Origin of the sequence: Actinobaculum suis (assembly GCF_900102025.1) — a bacterium.
Lineage (GTDB): Bacteria > Actinomycetota > Actinomycetes > Actinomycetales > Actinomycetaceae > Actinobaculum > Actinobaculum suis.
This window is the reverse complement of the sequence record NZ_FNAU01000003.1, coordinates 118,251-132,547: the sequence shown is the minus strand read 5'-3', so window position 1 is coordinate 132,547 and position 14,297 is coordinate 118,251. Positions and strand designations below refer to the sequence as shown.

The 14,297-nt window shown below is 59.6% G+C and carries 27 protein-coding genes; all 27 read left to right on the top strand.

Annotated features, from left to right (window positions below; genetic code table 11):
• Positions 1–39 precede the first annotated feature (39 nt).
• The 27 genes from rpsJ (at position 40) to rpsM (ending at position 14,280) form a co-directional block, all read left to right on the top strand.
• Positions 40–348, top strand: coding sequence for a 30S ribosomal protein S10 (gene rpsJ / locus BLT47_RS02825; protein ID WP_074661388.1), 309 nt, complete (start codon positions 40–42; stop codon positions 346–348).
• 12 nt (positions 349–360) lie between these two features.
• Positions 361–1,026: a 50S ribosomal protein L3 gene (gene rplC / locus BLT47_RS02820; RefSeq protein ID WP_049618698.1), complete on the top strand. Its 666-nt coding sequence runs from the start codon at positions 361–363 to the stop codon at positions 1,024–1,026.
• Positions 1,027–1,029: 3 nt separating this feature from the next.
• Positions 1,030–1,674 (top strand): 50S ribosomal protein L4, encoded by a 645-nt coding sequence (rplD, locus tag BLT47_RS02815; protein ID WP_065414906.1) that lies wholly within the window; start codon positions 1,030–1,032, stop codon positions 1,672–1,674.
• Positions 1,674–1,979 carry a 50S ribosomal protein L23 gene (gene rplW, locus BLT47_RS02810; protein ID WP_049618696.1) on the top strand — a complete coding sequence of 102 codons (306 nt, stop codon included), beginning with the start codon at positions 1,674–1,676 and terminating at the stop codon, positions 1,977–1,979. Before rplD ends, rplW begins: the two co-directional genes overlap by 1 nt.
• Before the next feature lie 31 nt (positions 1,980–2,010).
• Positions 2,011–2,847 (top strand): 50S ribosomal protein L2, encoded by an 837-nt coding sequence (gene rplB / locus BLT47_RS02805; RefSeq protein WP_049618695.1) that lies wholly within the window; start codon positions 2,011–2,013, stop codon positions 2,845–2,847.
• 14 nt (positions 2,848–2,861) lie between these two features.
• On the top strand, positions 2,862–3,143 hold the full coding sequence (gene rpsS / locus BLT47_RS02800; protein WP_049618694.1) for a 30S ribosomal protein S19: 282 nt from the start codon (positions 2,862–2,864) through the stop codon (positions 3,141–3,143).
• 28 nt (positions 3,144–3,171) lie between these two features.
• Positions 3,172–3,564: a 50S ribosomal protein L22 gene (rplV, locus tag BLT47_RS02795; RefSeq protein WP_049618693.1), complete on the top strand. Its 393-nt coding sequence runs from the start codon at positions 3,172–3,174 to the stop codon at positions 3,562–3,564.
• On the top strand, positions 3,564–4,418 hold the full coding sequence (gene rpsC / locus BLT47_RS02790) for a 30S ribosomal protein S3 (RefSeq protein WP_074661385.1): 855 nt from the start codon (positions 3,564–3,566) through the stop codon (positions 4,416–4,418). Before rplV ends, rpsC begins: the two co-directional genes overlap by 1 nt.
• Before the next feature lie 3 nt (positions 4,419–4,421).
• Positions 4,422–4,838, top strand: coding sequence for a 50S ribosomal protein L16 (rplP, locus tag BLT47_RS02785; protein WP_049618691.1), 417 nt, complete (start codon positions 4,422–4,424; stop codon positions 4,836–4,838).
• Positions 4,838–5,068, top strand: coding sequence for a 50S ribosomal protein L29 (gene rpmC, locus BLT47_RS02780; RefSeq protein WP_049618690.1), 231 nt, complete (start codon positions 4,838–4,840; stop codon positions 5,066–5,068). Before rplP ends, rpmC begins: the two co-directional genes overlap by 1 nt.
• A gap of 8 nt (positions 5,069–5,076) precedes the next feature.
• A complete protein-coding gene (gene rpsQ / locus BLT47_RS02775; RefSeq protein ID WP_049618689.1) occupies positions 5,077–5,343 on the top strand; it encodes a 30S ribosomal protein S17 in 267 nt (88 codons plus the stop codon).
• A 109-nt stretch (positions 5,344–5,452) separates the two neighbouring features.
• On the top strand, positions 5,453–5,821 hold the full coding sequence (gene rplN, locus BLT47_RS02770) for a 50S ribosomal protein L14 (RefSeq protein ID WP_049618688.1): 369 nt from the start codon (positions 5,453–5,455) through the stop codon (positions 5,819–5,821).
• Positions 5,822–6,166 (top strand): 50S ribosomal protein L24, encoded by a 345-nt coding sequence (gene rplX, locus BLT47_RS02765; RefSeq protein ID WP_049618687.1) that lies wholly within the window; start codon positions 5,822–5,824, stop codon positions 6,164–6,166.
• Entirely contained in the window at positions 6,163–6,708 is a 546-nt protein-coding gene (gene rplE / locus BLT47_RS02760; protein ID WP_049618686.1) for a 50S ribosomal protein L5, read from the top strand. Before rplX ends, rplE begins: the two co-directional genes overlap by 4 nt.
• Before the next feature lie 6 nt (positions 6,709–6,714).
• On the top strand, positions 6,715–6,900 hold the full coding sequence (locus tag BLT47_RS02755; RefSeq protein ID WP_074661381.1) for a type Z 30S ribosomal protein S14: 186 nt from the start codon (positions 6,715–6,717) through the stop codon (positions 6,898–6,900).
• Positions 6,901–6,958: 58 nt separating this feature from the next.
• A complete protein-coding gene (rpsH, locus tag BLT47_RS02750) occupies positions 6,959–7,357 on the top strand; it encodes a 30S ribosomal protein S8 (protein WP_049618685.1) in 399 nt (132 codons plus the stop codon).
• Positions 7,358–7,372: 15 nt separating this feature from the next.
• Positions 7,373–7,909, top strand: coding sequence for a 50S ribosomal protein L6 (gene rplF, locus BLT47_RS02745; RefSeq protein WP_065414909.1), 537 nt, complete (start codon positions 7,373–7,375; stop codon positions 7,907–7,909).
• Positions 7,909–8,280, top strand: coding sequence for a 50S ribosomal protein L18 (gene rplR / locus BLT47_RS02740; protein ID WP_049618683.1), 372 nt, complete (start codon positions 7,909–7,911; stop codon positions 8,278–8,280). The genes rplF and rplR overlap by 1 nt, the downstream gene beginning before the upstream one ends.
• Positions 8,281–8,302: 22 nt before the next feature.
• A complete protein-coding gene (rpsE, locus tag BLT47_RS02735) occupies positions 8,303–9,010 on the top strand; it encodes a 30S ribosomal protein S5 (RefSeq protein WP_049618682.1) in 708 nt (235 codons plus the stop codon).
• The gene (gene rpmD / locus BLT47_RS02730; protein WP_049618681.1) at positions 9,010–9,189 is read left to right on the top strand and encodes a 50S ribosomal protein L30; all 180 of its coding nucleotides are present in this window, start codon (positions 9,010–9,012) and stop codon (positions 9,187–9,189) included. The genes rpsE and rpmD overlap by 1 nt, the downstream gene beginning before the upstream one ends.
• A gap of 2 nt (positions 9,190–9,191) precedes the next feature.
• Positions 9,192–9,671, top strand: a complete 480-nt coding sequence (rplO, locus tag BLT47_RS02725; protein WP_074661378.1) for a 50S ribosomal protein L15 — start codon at positions 9,192–9,194, stop codon at positions 9,669–9,671.
• Positions 9,672–10,100: 429 nt separating this feature from the next.
• Positions 10,101–11,405 carry a preprotein translocase subunit SecY gene (gene secY, locus BLT47_RS02720; protein WP_074661374.1) on the top strand — a complete coding sequence of 435 codons (1,305 nt, stop codon included), beginning with the start codon at positions 10,101–10,103 and terminating at the stop codon, positions 11,403–11,405.
• Positions 11,406–11,518: 113 nt separating this feature from the next.
• Positions 11,519–12,091 carry an adenylate kinase gene (locus BLT47_RS02715; protein WP_074661371.1) on the top strand — a complete coding sequence of 191 codons (573 nt, stop codon included), beginning with the start codon at positions 11,519–11,521 and terminating at the stop codon, positions 12,089–12,091.
• Positions 12,092–12,343: 252 nt separating this feature from the next.
• A complete protein-coding gene (gene map / locus BLT47_RS02705) occupies positions 12,344–13,183 on the top strand; it encodes a type I methionyl aminopeptidase (RefSeq protein WP_074661364.1) in 840 nt (279 codons plus the stop codon).
• A 244-nt stretch (positions 13,184–13,427) separates the two neighbouring features.
• Positions 13,428–13,649: a translation initiation factor IF-1 gene (gene infA / locus BLT47_RS02700; protein WP_049618676.1), complete on the top strand. Its 222-nt coding sequence runs from the start codon at positions 13,428–13,430 to the stop codon at positions 13,647–13,649.
• A gap of 18 nt (positions 13,650–13,667) precedes the next feature.
• Positions 13,668–13,787: a 50S ribosomal protein L36 gene (rpmJ, locus tag BLT47_RS02695; protein ID WP_074661360.1), complete on the top strand. Its 120-nt coding sequence runs from the start codon at positions 13,668–13,670 to the stop codon at positions 13,785–13,787.
• Between the two features lie 121 nt (positions 13,788–13,908).
• A complete protein-coding gene (gene rpsM / locus BLT47_RS02690; RefSeq protein WP_049618675.1) occupies positions 13,909–14,280 on the top strand; it encodes a 30S ribosomal protein S13 in 372 nt (123 codons plus the stop codon).
• Positions 14,281–14,297: the final 17 nt, after the last annotated feature.

The window sequence follows — 14,297 nt, the reverse complement described above, 5'->3', positions numbered from 1 at the left end:
GGTACCGGGGCACCAACGCAGAAGAGAGGTAGACGCGCCATGGCGGGACAGAAGATCCGCATCCGGCTGAAGGCCTATGACCACGAGGTCATTGACAGCGCAGCCAAAAAGCTCGTCGACGAGGTCACGCGTACCGGCGCGAAAGTAGTCGGCCCGGTGCCGCTCCCGACGGAAAAGAACGTGTTCGTCGTCGTCCGCTCGCCGCACATGTATAAGGACTCGCGCGAGCAGTTCGAGATGCGCACTCATAAGCGCCTCATCGACATCGTTGATCCGACTCTGAAGACGATCGACAGCCTCCGCCGTCTCGATCTTCCGGCGGACGTCAACGTGGAAATCAAGCTCTGAGGTAAGTAGGCAATGAACTCCAAGCAGGCTACTGCCAGCAAGCCCGTCAAGGCTCTGCTCGGCACAAAGCTGGGTATGACCCAGACATGGGATGAACAGGGGCGTGTAGTCCCGATCACCGTTGTGCGCGTTGGAACGAACGTCGTTACCCAGGTGCGCACCCCCGAAGTTGACGGCTATTCCGCCGTGCAGCTCGCTTCGGGTGATGAACAGAAGAAGAACGTAAAGAAGCCGATGGCTGGGCATTTCGCGAAGGCCGGCGTGACGCCGCGCAAGAAGCTCGCAGAAATCCGCACCTCGGACGCTTCCGAATACACGCTCGGCCAGGAACTGACGGCCGATGTTTTCGAAGCGGGCCAGAAGGTTGATGTAATCGGCACCTCCAAGGGTAAGGGCTTCACCGGGGTAATGAAGCGCCACGGCTTCGGCGGTGGTCCGGCTTCGCACGGTGCCCACCGTATCCACCGCAAGCCCGGCTCCATCGGCGCGTGCGCCACACCTTCTCGTGTTTTCCGTGGCACGCGCATGGCTGGCCGGAGCGGGAAGAGCCGCGTGACGGTCCAGAACCTGTCCATCCACGCCGTCGATGCTGAGAAGGGACTCCTCCTCGTCGTCGGTGCCATCCCTGGTAACAAGGGTGGCTCGGTCGTGGTTCGCACGTCCGTGAAGGGAAACTAAGCGATGGCAGACTTCCAGATTGACGTCCTCGATGCTTCGGGGAAGACCGCCGGTAGCGCGGTTCTTCCGGAGGCCCTGTTCGACGTCGAAGTAAATATTCCGTTGCTCCACCAGGTCGTTAACGCGCAGCTCGCGGCGGCCCGGGCGGGCACACACAAGACCAAGACTCGCGGGGAAGTTCGCGGCGGTGGCCGTAAGCCGTTCCGGCAGAAGGGTACCGGCCGGGCACGTCAGGGCTCGATCCGCGCTCCGCAGTTCACCGGTGGTGGCACCGTACACGGCCCGCAGCCGCGCTCTTACGCGCAGCGCACGCCCAAGAAGATGATTGCCGCTGCGCTTTTGCAGTCGCTTTCGGACCGGGCTCGGGCCAGCCGCATTCACGCGGTTACCGCCTTCACCGAAGATGATGTTCCGTCCACGAAGAGCGCAAAGAACTTGCTCCACTCCTTCACCGAGGGACGCCGTTCGCTCGTGGTAACGGAACGCGGCGAAGATACCGCGGTACGTTCCGTGCGTAATCTCCCCGAAGTGCACCCGATTTACGTCGATCAGCTCAATAGCTACGACGTACTGGTAGCCGATCACGTGGTATTCACCGAAAGCGCGCTCAACAAATTTGTGGAAACGCATACGAAGGGTGAGAAGTAATGAGCGATAAGTTCTGGAACCGGGATCCGCACGATATTATCCTCGCCCCGCTGGTAACCGAGAAAACGGCAATTGCCGAAGAAATTGGCCAGTACACCTTCTTTGTTGATCCGCGCGCTAACAAGCCGGAGATCAAGTGGGCGATCGAGAAGATTTTCGACGTCAAGGTGGCTTCCGTTAATACACAAAACCGGAAGGGGAAGACGCGGCGCACGCGTACCGGCATTGCCCGGAAGAAGGATACGAAGCGCGCGATCGTTACCCTGCGGGAAGGCACGATCGATATCTACGGCGACGTCCTGTAGGGCGAGCCCGAGAAGCTGAGGAATAGAACTCATGGGAATTCGTAAGTACAAGCCGACGACCCCGGGTCGTCGCGGTGCGAGCGTTGCCGACTTCGCCGAGATCACCAGATCGACCCCGGAAAAGTCGCTCGTTCGTCCGCTCAAGAAGACTGGCGGCCGGGATAACCGCGGCCGCATTGCCACCCGGCATCGTGGTGGTGGGCATAAGCGGCAGTACCGGATTATTGATTTCCGGCGCTGGGATAAGGATGGCGTACCAGCAAAGGTAGCGCACATCGAATACGATCCGAACCGCACTGCCCGCATTGCTCTTCTGCACTACGTAGACGGCGCCAAGCGTTACATTTTGGCGCCGAAGGGCATTTCGCAAGGCGACGTGGTAGAAAACGGCCCGGATGCGGATATCAAGGTTGGCAATAACCTGCCGCTGCGTAACATTCCGCTCGGTACCACCGTTCACAATGTGGAACTGCAACCGCTCGGCGGCGCGAAGATCGCGCGTTCGGCCGGGGCCTCGGTGCAGCTGGTAGCCCGCGAAGGCCGCTACGCGCAGTTGCGCATGCCTTCCGGCGAAATCCGCAATGTGGATGTGCGTTGCCGCGCCACGGTAGGCGAAGTTGGCAATGCCGAACACATTAACATCAGTTGGGGTAAGGCCGGCCGTATGCGGTGGAAGGGCATTCGCCCGTCCGTCCGTGGTGTGGCCATGAACCCGATTGATCACCCGCACGGTGGTGGTGAAGGTAAGACTTCAGGTGGCCGCCATCCGGTCAGCCCCTGGGGTAAGAAGGAAGGCCGCACGCGCCGTCCGAAGAAGGCCAGCGACAAGCTCATTGTGCGCCGTCGCAAGACCGGCAAGAAGCACTAGGGAGGTAATCGCTTATGCCGCGTAGTTTGAAGAAAGGTCCGTTCGTTGACGACCACCTCATGAAGAAGGTCGACGAACAGAACAAGAACAACACACGTAACGTCATCAAGACGTGGTCGCGTCGCTCTGTGATCACCCCGGATTTCCTGGGTCACACCTTCGCGGTACACGACGGACGCAAGCACGTGCCGGTGTTCATCACCGAAGCAATGGTGGGGCACAAGCTCGGGGAGTTCGCTCCCACGCGCACGTTCCGCGGACACGAGAAAGACGACCGGAAAGGGCGGCGCCGCTAAGGCGCTCCCAGGAGAGTAAGGCAGACAAATGAAAGCACACGCGCAAGCGCGGTTCGTGCGCGTCACGCCGATGAAGGCTCGCCGCGTCGTGGATATTATCCGCGGCCAGCGTGCCGTTGATGCGCTCGATACGCTGCAGTTCGCACCCCAGCGGGCGGCCGTCCAGATCCGCAAGGTATTGGAATCCGCCATCGCTAACGCTCGTTACCACGCTGATGAAGCAGGGGAGCGCTTTGATGAAGAAGACCTGTACGTCACCGAGGCTTACGCCGACGAAGGTCCGACCATGAAGCGTATCCGGCCGCGTGCCCAAGGCCGCGCCAACCGCATCCTGAAGCGCACGAGCCACATTACGGTTGTCGTTTCAGACGATAAACCGAAGGCAAAGAAAACGACTAGGCAGCAGAGGAGGGCCCGCTAGTGGGACAGAAGGTTAACCCAATCGGGTTCCGTCTCGGCATTACCACCGATCACCGCTCGAAGTGGTTCGCTGATTCGACCAAGAAGGGTCAGCGTTACGCCGACTATGTGATCGAAGACGTCAAGATTCGCGAAATGATTACCAAGACGCTGGAACGCGCCGGTATTTCGCGGGTCAATATCGAACGCCGCGCGGAGCGGGTAGTGGTAGACATCCACACCGCTCGTCCGGGCATCGTCATTGGACGGCGCGGGGCAGAAGCAGACCGGCTGCGTGCCGATCTGGAAAAGCTCACCGGCAAGGCAATCCAGCTCAACATTCTGGAAGTCAAGAATGCCGAAGCCGATGCGCAGCTGGTAGCGCAGGGCGTAGCTGAACAGCTTGCCTCGCGCGTCTCCTTCCGCCGCGCCATGCGCCGGGCTATTCAGTCCGCGGAGCGCGCCGGTGTGAAGGGCATCCGCGTGCAGGTTTCGGGCCGTTTGGGTGGCGCCGAAATGTCGCGTTCGGAATTCTATCGGGAAGGCCGTGTGCCGCTGCACACCCTTCGCGCAAACATTGATTACGGCTTCTACGAAGCTCGCACCACCTTCGGCCGAATTGGCGTGAAGGTGTGGGTGTACCGCGGCGATATTACCGACGCCGAGTACTACCGCAGCCTGGCAGAAGCTCCGCGGGGACGCGGCCGGGGCGGCCGCGGGCGCGGAGAACGGCGCGGTGGTGGCCGCGGGCGCGGTGGCGCACGCCGCCAGCAGCAGGCGCCGCAGGCGCAGCAAGCGCAGCCAGAAGCCGCAGAAGCTACTGCTTCGGCTCAGGGCGCTGGCGCCGCCAAGCCGAACACTGGATCGGAGGCATAAACCATGCTGATTCCTCGTCGCACAAAGTGGCGCAAGCAGCATCGCCCGGACCGTCACGGCATGGCCAAGGGCGGTACCGAACTGGCATTCGGTGAATACGGCATCATGGCCCTGGAGCCCGCCTACATCACCAATCGGCAGATTGAAGCGGCCCGTGTGGCTGCCACCCGTCACGTCAAGCGTGGCGGCAAACTGTGGATCAACATCTTCCCGGATCGCCCGCTTACGAAGAAGGCGCTGGGAGTCCGTATGGGTTCCGGTAAGGGCCCGGTGGAAACCTGGATTGCGAATGTAAAGCCAGGCCGCGTGATGTTTGAAATCGCTGGAGTGGATGAAAAGCTGGCCCGCGAGGCCCTGAACCGCGCCCAGCACAAGCTCCCGATTAAGACCCGGTTCATCAGCCGGGAGGAGGTTGAGTAATGGCTAAGGGAATTTCCACCGAAGAGCTCGACGGGATGACCGACGCCGAGCTGCTGGAAAAGCTCCGCGAATCCAAGCGTGAGGCCTTCAACCTTCGTTTCTCCGCGGTCACGCACCGCCTCGAAGATCAAGGTCGTCTCAAGCAAGTCCGTCGCGAAATCGCTCGGATTTACACCATTAAGCGCGAACGGGAGCTCGGCATTCGTACCGCTCCTGATTCCGAAGAGTGAGGCAAAAGATGAGCGAAACACAGGAACGTAATCACCGGAAGGTGCTTCGCGGCTACGTCGTCTCGGACAAGATGGATAAGACCGTTGTCATCGAGGTCGAAAGCCGGGTCAAGCACCCGCTATACGGTAAAATTATTACCCGTACCAAGCGTGTCAAGGCGCATGATGAAACCAATGAGGTACGCGAAGGCGATCTCGTGTCCATCATGGAAACTCGCCCGCTTTCCAAGACCAAGCACTTCCGCGTGGTCGAGGTAATCGAAAAGGCGAAGTAGCGCCCAGAGCACCAAGTCCGGTAAGGCTCGGATAGTTCCGAAGAACCAACCGGCATTCAGTTCGGCAAGGCTCAGTATTGAGAACCAGCACGACAACAGGAGAAGATAAATGATCCAGCAGGAGACGCGGCTAACCGTCGCCGATAACACCGGAGCAAGGGAACTGCTTTGCATCCGCGTGCTCGGCGGCTCTGGCCGGCGCTACGCCGGGATAGGCGATACCTTTGTCGCCACCGTCAAGGATGCTATTCCGGGCGGCAATGTGAAGAAGGGCGACGTCGTCAAGGCGGTGCTCGTCCGTGCAAAGAAGGAAACCCGTCGCGTTGACGGTTCCTACATCAAGTTCGACGAAAACGCAGCCGTCCTGATTAAGGACGATGGCACCCCGCGCGGCACCCGTATCTTCGGGCCGGTCGGGCGTGAGCTGCGTGATAAGAAGTTCATGCGTATCGTTTCGCTCGCGCCGGAGGTGATTTAGTTGGCAAAGATCAAGAAGGACGATCTTGTGCAGGTCATCGCCGGGCGCGATAAGGGTAAGCAGGGCCGTGTGCTCAAGGTAGACCCGAAGAAGGACCGCGTGATCGTAGAAGGCGTGCAGCGCGTCAAGCGCCACCGCCGGGCCGGAGCTCCCGGCTCGCAGACCGCTTCGGGCGGCATCGAAACCATCGAAGCCCCGATCCACATTTCCAACGTGATGCTGGTGGCTCCGGACGGCAAGCCCGTTCGCGTGGGCTACCGCGAGGTGGAAGTGGAACGTGACGGCCGGAAGAAGATTGTGCGCGAACGCATCGGCCGGCGTGGCGGGAAGGAGATCGAGCTGTGACCCCTCGGCTCAAGACCCAATACCTCGAGCAGGTTGTGCCTGAACTCCAAAAGGAATTCAAGTACCAGAACGTAAATCAGATCCCGAAGCTGCAGAAGATCGTGGTCAATATGGGCGTTGGCGATGCCGCGCACGACCACAAGGTCATGGACGGCGCGGTTGCGGATATGGCCGCTATCACCGGGCAAAAGCCGCAGGTGACGCGGGCTCGCAAGTCGATTGCGCAGTTCAAGCTCCGTGAAGGGCAGCCGATTGGTTGCCATGTGACCCTGCGTGGGGATCGCATGTGGGAGTTCCTGGACCGTTTGATTTCGACGGCGCTCCCGCGTATTCGCGATTTCCGTGGCCTTTCGCCGCGTCAGTTCGACGGCCGTGGTAATTACACCTTTGGCCTGACCGACCAGACCGTCTTCCGCGAGATCGACCAAGACAAGATCGATCGGGTGCGTGGTATGGATATCACCATCGTGACCACCGCGCAGACGAATGACGAAGGGCGTGCCGTTCTCCGCCACCTCGGCTTCCCCTTCAAGGAGGCGTAAGAAAACATGGCGAAAACAGCACTGAAGAACAAAGCGGCTCGTAAGCCAAAGTTCAAGGTTCGCGGCTACACGCGGTGCAACCGCTGCGGGCGTCCGCGCTCCGTTTACCGCAAGTTCGGCCTGTGCCGAATTTGCCTCCGTGAGCTCGCGCTACGCGGCGAACTCCCCGGTGTAAAGAAGTCCAGCTGGTAAGAAACTACGTCGCAGGTCCGGTAGGGAAACCGCGACGAGGAAGGGCAAAAGCCCAGAAATGACAATGACTGACCCCATCGCAGACATGCTGACACGTCTGCGTAACGCCAATTCGGCGTTCCATGAGTCGGTGAGCATGCCTTACTCCAAGATTAAGTCCCGCATCGCGGAAATCTTGAAGCGCGAAGGCTACATCGCCGACTATAAAGTCGAGGATGCCGAGGTTGGAAAGAACCTGACCCTCACGCTCAAGTACGGCTCCAACCGCGAACGTGCCCTGGCTGGGCTGCGCCGCGTCTCCAAGCCGGGCCTGCGCGTTTACGCCAAGTCCACGAACCTTCCGCGGGTTCTTGATGGCCTGGGCGTAGCAATCCTCTCCACTTCTTCCGGTCTGCTCACAGACCGCGAGGCCAAAGACCAGGGCGTGGGCGGCGAAGTCCTCGCCTACGTGTGGTAAGGGAGGAAAAGATACATGTCGCGTATTGGAAGACTCCCGATTACCGTTCCGGCCGGTGTAGAAATTACCGTGGCCGAAAGCAAGGTCACCGTGAAAGGCCCGAAGGGCGAACTAGCCTACGAACTTCCCGAACCGATTACGGCGAAGGTGGAAGACGGCGTCGTTACCGTAGAACGGCCGAACGAAAGCCGCGAGGCGCGTTCCCTGCACGGACTGTGCCGCACGCTCATCAACAATATGGTGGTTGGCGTTACCGAAGGCTATGCGAAGAAGCTCGAAATCGTTGGTACCGGTTACCGCGTGGCAGCGAAGGGCCAGGGCCTGGAATTTGCGCTCGGCTTCTCGCACCCGGTTGTTGTGAACCCGCCGGAAGGCATCACCTTTACCGTGGAGGGTAACAACAAGGTAACGGTTTCTGGAATTGATAAGCAGCTCGTTGGAGAAACAGCCGCGCAGATCCGGAAGCTCCGCGCCCCTGAACCGTACAAGGGTAAGGGCATCAAGTACGCTGGCGAAGTTATTCGCCGCAAGGCTGGAAAGGCTGGTAAGTAATGGCTGTTCCTCCACAAGGTAAGGGCAAGTTTGTAGCTCGCTCGCGCCGTCACTTCCGCCTTCGCAAGCGCGTGAGTGGCACGCCAGAGCGGCCGCGTCTGGTGGTCTCGCGTTCCAATCGCAATATGCAAGCCCAGGTGATTGACGATACCGTCGGCCACACGCTGGCCGCGGCTTCCACCCTGGAAGAAGCATTGCGCGATCTGGAAGGCACGAAGACGGAACAGGCGCGCCGAGTCGGCGAACTCGTTGGCAAGCGTGCCAAGGAAGCCGGCATCACCACGGTCGTCTTCGATCGTGGCGGCAACAAGTATCACGGTCGCGTGGCGGCGGTCGCCGATGGCGCCCGCGCCGCTGGACTCGAATTCTAACGGCTCAGGAAAGGCAGAGGAAATGTCTGTGAATGAACAGCAAAACCCGGCCGCCGAAGGCCGGAATCAACAAGACAATCGCGGCGGCCAGCGCGGTCGCGGCGAGCGTGGCGGCCGGCGCGAACGGCGTGGCCGGCGCGAAGAAAGCCAGTACGTAGAACGCGTTGTCACCATCAACCGTGTGGCCAAGACCGTCAAGGGTGGCCGCCGCATGTCCTTCACCGCCCTCGTGGTGGTAGGCGATGGCAACGGCCTGGTGGGCGTTGGCTACGGCAAGGCGAAGGAAGTACCCGCGGCGATCTCCAAGGGCACGGAAGACGCGAAGAAGAACTTCTTCCGCGTACCGCTCATGGGACGTTCCATCCCGCACATCGTGCAGGGTGAAGATTCTGCGGGCATCGTGCTGCTGCGTCCGGCTGCTCCCGGTACCGGTGTAATCGCCGGCGGTCCGGTGCGTGCGGTAATGGAAGCGGCAGGCATCCACGATGTACTCACGAAGTCCCTCGGATCTTCGAACGCCATCAATATCGTGCGTGCCACCGTGGCCGCGCTGAAGCAACTCGAACAGCCCGAAGCAGTGGCGGCCCGCCGTGGCCTGCCGCTCGAACGGGTGGCTCCGGAAGGCATGCTCCGTGCCCGAGCAGAATTTGATGCGCGCGAACGCGCAGAAAAGGAAGCTGCGGCCGCGCAAGCTGAAAACGAAGCCGCGGCAGCAGGAGTGGGTGCGTAATGGCAAAGCTAAAGATCACTCAGGTCAGGGGCACGGTTGGGCAGAACGAACGGCAGCGGGAGAACCTCCGCACGCTCGGACTGCGGAAGATCGGCCAGAGCGTGGAACATGAAGATACCCCGATCATTCGCGGTATTCTTCGCGTGGTCGCGCATCTCGTAGAAGTAGAGGAGGCGTAGCGATGGCAGAAAAGAATCCGGCCGAAGAGCCCCAGATTCTCAAGATCCACGACCTGCGTCCGGCCCCCGGATCCAACAAGTCTCGTACCCGCGTAGGCCGCGGTGAGGCCTCCAAGGGTAAGACCGCTGGGCGGGGAACGAAGGGTACGAAGGCGCGTAATACAGTACGGCCAGGCTTCGAAGGTGGCCAGATGCCACTGCACATGCGCCTGCCCAAGCTGCGTGGCTTCAAGAACCCGTTCCGCAAGGAATACCAGGTTGTCAATGTTGGGCTGCTCGCCGAACTCTTCCCGGAGGGCGGCACGGTCACGATTCCCGATCTCGTAGCCAAGGGCGCGGTTCGCAAGAACGAACTCGTCAAGGTCCTCGGCGAAGGCGAAATCTCGGTCAAGGTAGACGTGACCGTAGATGCCTGCTCCGGATCGGCAAAGTCGAAGATCGAAGCAGCTGGCGGTTCGGTAACGCTCAACGCGGCCGAATAAGCGGTTCGGTATCGCAAAGCGCGGCCGAACAATCGGTTCGGTAACACGCAACGCAGCCGAACAAACAGCAACAGCAGCGCAATAGATAAGTGCTTCAGGCACTTCTCACCGAATTACGTTCGCGCGTAGTTCGGTACGGCACTGGGGCCCCGCACAACTGAAAGTGCGGGGCCCCAGTCCTATATACGTATTGTGGATATGGCTATACAGCGTGCCGCCTCGGTGAGCGCTCAGGCACAGTTTTCGCTGTGTGAGTGCGAATCCGGAAAGTCGCGGTTATCATGGCCAAGGCATGCTTTCCGCGCGTGCTACCGTCAGGTAGTAGACTGCCAGTCATCACGCGGCAAGCAAACGCAATGCGTCACGTGAAATATTGGCCCTCGCGGGCACAAACGAGGCGAGCCCGGGCTCGCACCATCTGGAGGAACCTTGATTAAGGCCTTTGCAGCGGCGTTCCGCACGCCAGACTTGCGCAATAAGCTTCTCTTCACCATGTTCATCATGGTGATTTACCGCCTCGGAAGCTTTGTTCCGGCTCCCTTCGTGAGCCTCTCGAACGTGCGCCAGTGCCTTTCGACCCAGGCCGGTACGAACGACCTCGTCTCGATGATGAACCTGTTCTCCGGCGGGGCCATGATGCACCTGTCGATCTTCGCACTCGGGATCATGCCCTACATTACGGCGTCGATTATTGTGCAACTCTTGCGCGTGGTGATTCCGCGTTTCCAAGAGCTCCACAAAGAAGGTCAAACCGGGCAGGCCAAACTTACGGAGTACACGCGGTATTTGACCATCGGGCTGGCACTCTTGCAGTCGGCCGTCGTTGTTTCCACCGCTAACTACACCATTTTCCAGGGATGCAACCTGGACGTTATCCCAGACGCTACGTGGTGGACGTACACGATGACCATTCTTGCCATGACGGCCGGCACCGGCCTGATCATGTGGATGGCCGAACTGATTACTGAACGCGGCGTGGGTAACGGCATGTCGATCCTGATCTTCACCGGTATTTGCGCCGGATTCCCGGGCCTGCTTGGCGGCATCTTGCAAACCCACGGCTGGGGCACGGTTGCCCTCGTGGTGGCGGTATTCCTGGTGATCACACTCGTGGTTACTTTCGTGGAGCAGTCGCAGCGGCGCATCCCGGTCCAGTACGCGAAGCGCGTTATTGGCCGGCGCACCTACGGCGGTTCGACGACGTACCTGCCCATCAAGATCAATATGGCGAACGTTATTCCAGTAATTTTCGCGTCTTCGATTTTGATGCTCCCCAACATGATTTCCACCTTCGGCAGTCCGGAGGCCGGCTGGGTGCAGTGGATCCAACGCAACTTCACGCAAAGCGGTTGGGCCTATATTCTTTGCTATGCCCTCCTCACGTTCTTCTTCACCTTCTTCTACACGTCGATTGCTTTCGATACGGAAGAAGTGGCGGATAATATGAAACGCTACGGCGGTTTCATTCCGGGCGTGCGCGCGGGCCGGCCGACGGCAGAATACTTGCACTTCGTTTCCAACCGCCTCACCTGGGTGGGCGCTACTTACCTGGCGATCGTCGCGCTGATTCCGATTTTGCTTTTTGCGGCGCTCGGTATTCACCAGTCCGGTTTCGGCGGCACATCCATCATGATTCTCGTGGGTGTGGGCTTGCAGACCGTCAAGGACATCAACGCCCAGCTCCAGCAGCGGCACTACGAAGGCTTCCTTTCCGGCAATAATAGCCGCAAGTAGCTTCGCTGGAAAAGCTTTGCGCGCAGGCTCGGGATGCGAGCTGGGGTTGTTTCTGGCGGAAGCTACGCGCGTGGTGGCCGCTGGTAAAAGAAATAGCAGTAGAAGGACGAAACATGGCGTATCGACTGATTATCGTGGGTCCACCCGGAGCGGGGAAGGGCACGCAGGCGAAAGGTATTGCAGAACGGCGGGGCATTCCCGCAATTTCTACCGGTGATCTTTTCCGCGCTCACGCGGCCGCGCAAGACGAGCTCGGTAAACTCGCCGCTTCCTATTCGGAACGTGGTGCGCTGGTGCCCGATGAGGTCACCAACCGCATGGTGGCAGAGCGCATTGCCGAAGACGACGCCGCCGGGGGCTTCCTCCTCGATGGCTACCCGCGTAATCTCGCGCAGGTTGATGCCCTGGATGAAATGCTCGGCGAAACCAAGATCGATGCGGTAATCATGCTCGATGTGGACGACGACGTAGTGGTTCGGCGCTTGCTGGGCCGGGCCAAGCAACAAAACCGGGCCGATGATACCGAGGAAGTAATCCGTCACCGGCTCGAGGTCTACCATCAGGAAACCCAGCCGATCGTTGACGCCTACGCGGCGCGCGGGCTGGTAGTACGGATCGATGGTGGGGCCGGGATTGCCGAAACCACCCAGCGCATCGAAACTGCTCTCCAGGATTTCCTTGGCTAAACAACGAGGATGAATTTTGGCTTATGCGGAAACGGCCGCGCCTCGGGGCGCGGCCGTTTCCGCATAAGTGGCTGGTAGATAAAAATATTTTCGGTAGCGGTGCGCGGAAAGCTATACAAACGCCAACCGCACAAATAGAAGTACCGCAGAAGTACCAGTACCGCGCAAGTAGAAGTACCGCACAAGCAGAAGTACCGCAGAAGTACAAGTACCGCAGAAGTCAAAAACAGCGCAGAGGTAGAAGAGGAAAAGATGAGAAGCCGCAGCGGCATTCAATATAAAACGAACGAGGAAATCCGCAAGTGTCGGCGGGCGGCACTGATTGTCCGGCAGATCCACAAAGAACTCGTGGCGGCTGCAAAACCGGGCGTTTCCACCGGGGAGCTAGATCGGATCGCTAAAGAAGTGCTAGACGCCGCTGGTGCGGTTTCAAACTTCTATGGCTACTACGATTACCCGGCACAAACCTGCATTTCCGTAAATGACACCGTGGTGCACGGCATCCCCAGCGATACCGAAATCTTGCAACCGGGCGATATTGTTTCCTTCGATTGCGGGTCTCTGATTGACGGATGGAACGGAGATTCTTGCTATTCGGTGGTAATCCCTGGTGGGGATCCGGAAGTAACTGCCCGGCGCGAACGCCTTTCGGAACTCACTCGGCAAGCGATGTGGGTAGGTATCGCGGCCATGGCTACCGGAAAATATGTAGGTGATATTGGGGAAGCAATCGACGATTTTGCAACATCCCAAGATCCTGAACCGGGCATCGTGGAAGATTTCACGGGGCACGGGATCGGGAAAGCGATGCACGAACCGCCAAATGTTTTCAATTATGCGACGGCGGCCCGCGGTCCGCGTTTGCGGCCCGGCATGGTGCTGTGCATCGAACCGATTTTCACCGAAGGTGACCAGGCCAATCACACGTTAGCGGACGGGTGGACCACGAAAACGAATGATGGCTCGGATGCCTGCCATTGGGAATCACAAGTTGCGCTCCATAAGGGCGGCATTTGGGTACTCAATGAGCCCGACGGGGGAGCAGCCGGCCTCGCGCCTTTCGGCATCACTCCGGTTCCGCTCGAGGACTAACCCTCGCGGGTGGGTCCCGCGCGGATTAATTCGGTGGGGCTGGTTTTCATACGGCTCCAGCTCGCCTCTGCCCGATCTGGAAGGCACTGTATGCCGTGATGGACCACATGTGTTTGCGACCTTTTCAACACTGGGCGAAACCTAGTAGTATGGGAGGTCGGTACGTTTTGCCCAAAATGGAATTACGGGCGGGCTGCCTGTACCGTGCGCGGCAGGCGGGCGGTAGGAGTAATAGCGGAGGATCATGGCCAAGAAAGACGGAGTCATCGAGGTAGAGGGGACCGTTGTAGAAGCGCTTCCCAATGCGATGTTCAAGGTCGAGCTGGAAAATGGGCACGAAGTGCTGGCCCATATTTCTGGCAAAATGCGTCAGCACTACATCAGGATTCTTCCGGAGGACCGGGTAGTAGTGGAGCTTACTCCCTACGATCTGAGCCGCGGGCGAATCGTGTACCGCTATAAGTAAATACAGAGGGAAGCAAGGATGAAGGTCAAGCCGAGCGTTAAGCGGATGTGCGACAGCTGCAAGATCATTCGTCGCCACGGGCGCGTGATGGTCATCTGCAGCGCAAATCCCCGGCATAAGCAGCGTCAGGGTAACTGACGTTTTTTCAAGCATCGCCTGCTGTGAAGCAACCCCCGGTCCGGAGGCCGGGGCTCGCGTTTTGAGACGTGCGAGTACGGCGATGCAGGATACCTCCGGCCAGATATGAGGAGCTAAGAAATTGGCACGTGTCTCTGGCGTCGATATCCCGCGTGAGAAGCGGGTAGAAATCGCGCTTACATACATTTACGGCATCGGCCGCACTCGTTCCCATGAGACGCTCGCCGCTACGGGGATCAGCCCCGATACGCGCGTGCGTGACCTCACGGACGATCAGCTGGCGACGCTCTCGAACTACATCAACGAGCACTACATGATTGAAGGCGATCTGCGCCGCGATGTGCAGGCCAATATTCGCCGCAAGGTAGAAATCGGGTGCTACCAGGGTATTCGCCACCGTCGTGGCCTGCCCGTGCACGGCCAGCGCACCAAGACCAACGCGCGTACCCGCAAGGGCCCGAAGCGCACGGTTGCCGGCAAGAAGAAGGCCTAAGGGCCTGCCACTCGCAT

What these genes read in the sequence shown, in the direction of transcription:
- rplR (WP_049618683.1), top strand. Translation starts at nt 7,909, where the DNA reads ATGGCTGTTCCTCCACAAGGTAAGGGCAAGTTTGTAGCTCGCTCGCGC.
- BLT47_RS02755 (WP_074661381.1), top strand. Translation starts at nt 6,715, where the DNA reads ATGGCGAAAACAGCACTGAAGAACAAAGCGGCTCGTAAGCCAAAGTTC.
- rplB (WP_049618695.1), top strand. Translation starts at nt 2,011, where the DNA reads ATGGGAATTCGTAAGTACAAGCCGACGACCCCGGGTCGTCGCGGTGCG.
- rplC (WP_049618698.1), top strand. Translation starts at nt 361, where the DNA reads ATGAACTCCAAGCAGGCTACTGCCAGCAAGCCCGTCAAGGCTCTGCTC.
- rplP (WP_049618691.1), top strand. Translation starts at nt 4,422, where the DNA reads ATGCTGATTCCTCGTCGCACAAAGTGGCGCAAGCAGCATCGCCCGGAC.
- rplO (WP_074661378.1), top strand. Translation starts at nt 9,192, where the DNA reads ATGGCAGAAAAGAATCCGGCCGAAGAGCCCCAGATTCTCAAGATCCAC.
- rpsE (WP_049618682.1), top strand. Translation starts at nt 8,303, where the DNA reads ATGTCTGTGAATGAACAGCAAAACCCGGCCGCCGAAGGCCGGAATCAA.
- map (WP_074661364.1), top strand. Translation starts at nt 12,344, where the DNA reads ATGAGAAGCCGCAGCGGCATTCAATATAAAACGAACGAGGAAATCCGC.
- infA (WP_049618676.1), top strand. Translation starts at nt 13,428, where the DNA reads ATGGCCAAGAAAGACGGAGTCATCGAGGTAGAGGGGACCGTTGTAGAA.
- rpmD (WP_049618681.1), top strand. Translation starts at nt 9,010, where the DNA reads ATGGCAAAGCTAAAGATCACTCAGGTCAGGGGCACGGTTGGGCAGAAC.
- rpsJ (WP_074661388.1), top strand. Translation starts at nt 40, where the DNA reads ATGGCGGGACAGAAGATCCGCATCCGGCTGAAGGCCTATGACCACGAG.
- rpsQ (WP_049618689.1), top strand. Translation starts at nt 5,077, where the DNA reads ATGAGCGAAACACAGGAACGTAATCACCGGAAGGTGCTTCGCGGCTAC.
- rplD (WP_065414906.1), top strand. Translation starts at nt 1,030, where the DNA reads ATGGCAGACTTCCAGATTGACGTCCTCGATGCTTCGGGGAAGACCGCC.
- rplF (WP_065414909.1), top strand. Translation starts at nt 7,373, where the DNA reads ATGTCGCGTATTGGAAGACTCCCGATTACCGTTCCGGCCGGTGTAGAA.
- rpmJ (WP_074661360.1), top strand. Translation starts at nt 13,668, where the DNA reads ATGAAGGTCAAGCCGAGCGTTAAGCGGATGTGCGACAGCTGCAAGATC.
- rpsS (WP_049618694.1), top strand. Translation starts at nt 2,862, where the DNA reads ATGCCGCGTAGTTTGAAGAAAGGTCCGTTCGTTGACGACCACCTCATG.
- rplW (WP_049618696.1), top strand. Translation starts at nt 1,674, where the DNA reads ATGAGCGATAAGTTCTGGAACCGGGATCCGCACGATATTATCCTCGCC.
- rpsH (WP_049618685.1), top strand. Translation starts at nt 6,959, where the DNA reads ATGACAATGACTGACCCCATCGCAGACATGCTGACACGTCTGCGTAAC.
- rplN (WP_049618688.1), top strand. Translation starts at nt 5,453, where the DNA reads ATGATCCAGCAGGAGACGCGGCTAACCGTCGCCGATAACACCGGAGCA.
- BLT47_RS02715 (WP_074661371.1), top strand. Translation starts at nt 11,519, where the DNA reads ATGGCGTATCGACTGATTATCGTGGGTCCACCCGGAGCGGGGAAGGGC.
- rplV (WP_049618693.1), top strand. Translation starts at nt 3,172, where the DNA reads ATGAAAGCACACGCGCAAGCGCGGTTCGTGCGCGTCACGCCGATGAAG.
- rpmC (WP_049618690.1), top strand. Translation starts at nt 4,838, where the DNA reads ATGGCTAAGGGAATTTCCACCGAAGAGCTCGACGGGATGACCGACGCC.